The sequence below is a fragment of the Phenylobacterium sp. genome (genome assembly GCF_031181185.1).
GTDB lineage: Bacteria > Pseudomonadota > Alphaproteobacteria > Caulobacterales > Caulobacteraceae > Phenylobacterium.
Window position 1 is genome coordinate 1 of record NZ_JAPSKZ010000302.1, and the last position, 2322, is coordinate 2322.

5 protein-coding genes are annotated in these 2322 nt (G+C 71.0%); 3 read left to right on the plus strand and 2 right to left on the minus strand.

Annotated features, from left to right (window positions below):
- Positions 1-461: pyridoxal-phosphate dependent enzyme (locus RIF93_RS20165; protein ID WP_309093226.1), on the minus strand; the 461-nt coding region annotated here is incomplete at its 3' end.
- Between the two features lie 97 nt (positions 462-558).
- Positions 559-1029 carry an Lrp/AsnC family transcriptional regulator gene (locus RIF93_RS20170; protein WP_309093227.1) on the minus strand — a complete coding sequence of 157 codons (471 nt, stop codon included), beginning with the start codon at positions 1027-1029 and terminating at the stop codon, positions 559-561.
- Between the two features lie 123 nt (positions 1030-1152).
- On the opposite strand from RIF93_RS20170, the gene RIF93_RS20175 reads away from it, so the two are divergent.
- The 3 genes from RIF93_RS20175 to RIF93_RS20185 form a co-directional block, all read left to right on the plus strand.
- On the plus strand, positions 1153-1764 hold the full coding sequence (locus RIF93_RS20175) for a glutathione S-transferase (RefSeq protein WP_309093228.1): 612 nt from the start codon (positions 1153-1155) through the stop codon (positions 1762-1764).
- Between the two features lie 17 nt (positions 1765-1781).
- Positions 1782-1913, plus strand: a complete 132-nt coding sequence (locus RIF93_RS20180; protein ID WP_309093229.1) for a hypothetical protein — start codon at positions 1782-1784, stop codon at positions 1911-1913.
- Between the two features lie 88 nt (positions 1914-2001).
- The coding region (locus RIF93_RS20185) for an NAD(P)-binding protein (protein WP_375163911.1) at positions 2002-2322 on the plus strand (321 nt) is incomplete at its 3' end.

Consider the following 2322-nt stretch of genomic DNA (forward strand, 5'->3'; position numbering starts at 1 on the left):
GCCGCGGCTTGAAGGGCGGCCTCCACGGCGTCGTCGTAGTCGCCCTGCACCAGCGCGACCGCGGCCCCGCGGGCGCGGATCCGGTCGCTGCGCACCGGCGGCAGGTCGGCCGGCAGGAAGATCCGGGCGGCGGCGCCCGCCAGCCGTGCGCCTTCCGCCACCGCCAGCCCGTGGTTGCCGTCGCTGGCGCAGATCAGGGTCGGCGCGCGCCGGGCGCGGCCGTCGAGCAGCTGGGACAGGTCCTGCGCCTCAGTCGCCCGCGCCAGCGCACGCAGGGCCGCATAGACGCCGCCCAGCGCCTTGAAGTTGCCCAGGGGGCGGGCGCCCTCCGCCTTCACATGCACGGACGCCACGCCGCAGCGGGCGGCGAGCGCGGGCAGGTCGAGGAGGGGCGTGGGCTCAACAGCGCCAGGCAGGGCCGCGAGCCAGCGACGGATCTCGGAGGGGACGGTCGGTCTCATGGTCCCAGCCTAGAGGTTGGCGGCGCGGACCCGCGCCGAACCGCCGCGCCGCCGTGCGGCTTTTCCGCGTGCCGCGCCGGACGTGCGCCGATCCGCGTCAGTCCTCGTCAGGGACCGGGATGGTCAGCCCACGCTTCACGACGCCGAGGGCCACATTGGTCCGGAAGCGGCGCACATTGGGGTTCTCGCTGACCAGCCGTGACATCAGGGCGTCGTAGGTCTCGGTGTCGGGCGCGGTCACCACCAGGACGAAGTCGGCCTCGCCGGTCACGTAGAAGGCCTGCTGCACGTGCTCTTCCTGGGCCAGCCAGCGGCGCAGCTGGTCCAGCAGCTCGGGGCGCTCGCGTTCGACCTCGAGGCCGACGATGAAGAAGGTGGGCCGGCCCACCTTGCGGGGGTCAAGGATGGCGGTCTCGCGCTGGATCACGCCCTCGGCGCGCAAACGGCGCAGGCGGCGCTGAACGGCGGAGGCCGAGAGGCCCACCTTGTCGGCGAGCGCCTCGGTGATCTGGCCGGCGTCGGCCTGGACCTCGGCCAGCAGGCGGCGATCGAAACGGTCGAGCTTCATGCGCCGGAAATATCCGCCGCCGCGGCGATCTGCGACGAATTTCTGCAGGCAGGCGACAGATGCGCCGCCCGACGACCGCCGCCCGCCGGTATTCCTCACCCCAACAGTCAGGGGACCCGATCGATGAAGCTCTTCTACCAGACCCACTCGCCCTATGCCCGCAAGGCGCTGGTCTTCGCGCACGAGGTGGGCCTGGCCGGCGAGATCGAGGTTCTCCACCAGGAGACCAGCCCGACGCGCCGCAATCCCGAGGTGTTCGCGCTGAACCCGCTGGGCAAGGTGCCGGTGCTGATCACTCGCGAAGACGAGGCGATCTTCGATTCGGACGTGATCTGCGAATATCTGGACGGGCTCGCCGGGACGAAGCTGATCCCCCAGGGCGCGTCCCGCTGGCCGGCGCTGACCATGCAGGCGGTGGCCCAAGGCCTCTGCGACGCGGGCATCGCGGTGCGCTGGGAGACCGAACGGCGGCCCGAGGCGCTGCGCTATCCACCGCTGCGCGACGGCCAGATCGAGAAGCTGGTCGATGGCTACGACTGGCTGGAACGCCATCTGGATCCCGATCCGCCGCTGCACGTGGGCCATGTGGCGGCGGCGACGGCCCTGAGCTGGCTGGAGTTCCGGTCGCTGCCGCCGTTCCGGCCGGGCCGGCCCCGGCTGACGGCCTGGTTCGACCGCTTCTCGGAGCGCGCCTCGATGCGCGCCACGCCGCTGGCCGGCGAAACCCACGACTGAGCGAAAGGACTGCGGTGATGGAAGAACTGCACAGGCCGACCCGGACGACGCCGTTCGGCTGGCTCGCGCTGCTGCTGGCCATCCCGAGGCGTGGCCGCGGGCGCGCAATGCGCGAACATCCGTATGAAAAACTGGGGCTTCATGCTTGACCGCCCGTAGGTGACATCCCGATAAGACCCGCGACGATACGGCGGGCGAGGGGACCCGCCGGCCAAGGGGATGAGGAGCCAGGCGGCCATGAGCGAAGGCGACGTGAATCAGGACTATGGACGCGAGTCCATGGAGTACGACGTCGTCATCGTGGGCGCCGGGCCGTCGGGCCTGGGCGCCGCGATCCGGCTGAAGCAGATCAATCCGGACCTCACTGTCGCCGTGCTCGAGAAGGGCTCGGAGGTCGGCGCGCACATCCTCTCGGGCGCGGTCATCGATCCCAAGGGCATCAGCGAGCTGTTCCCGAACTGGAAGGAACTGGGCGCGCCGCTCGAGACGCCGGTCACCAAGGACAAGTTCACGCTGCTGGGGCCGCAGGGCAGCCTGGACCTGCCGATGTTCATGATG

Coding starts and splice junctions, on each gene's coding strand:
- RIF93_RS20170 (WP_309093227.1), bottom strand. CDS start 1,029: ATGAAGCTCGACCGTTTCGATCGCCGCCTGCTGGCCGAGGTCCAGGCC.
- RIF93_RS20175 (WP_309093228.1), top strand. CDS start 1,153: ATGAAGCTCTTCTACCAGACCCACTCGCCCTATGCCCGCAAGGCGCTG.
- RIF93_RS20180 (WP_309093229.1), top strand. CDS start 1,782: ATGGAAGAACTGCACAGGCCGACCCGGACGACGCCGTTCGGCTGGCTC.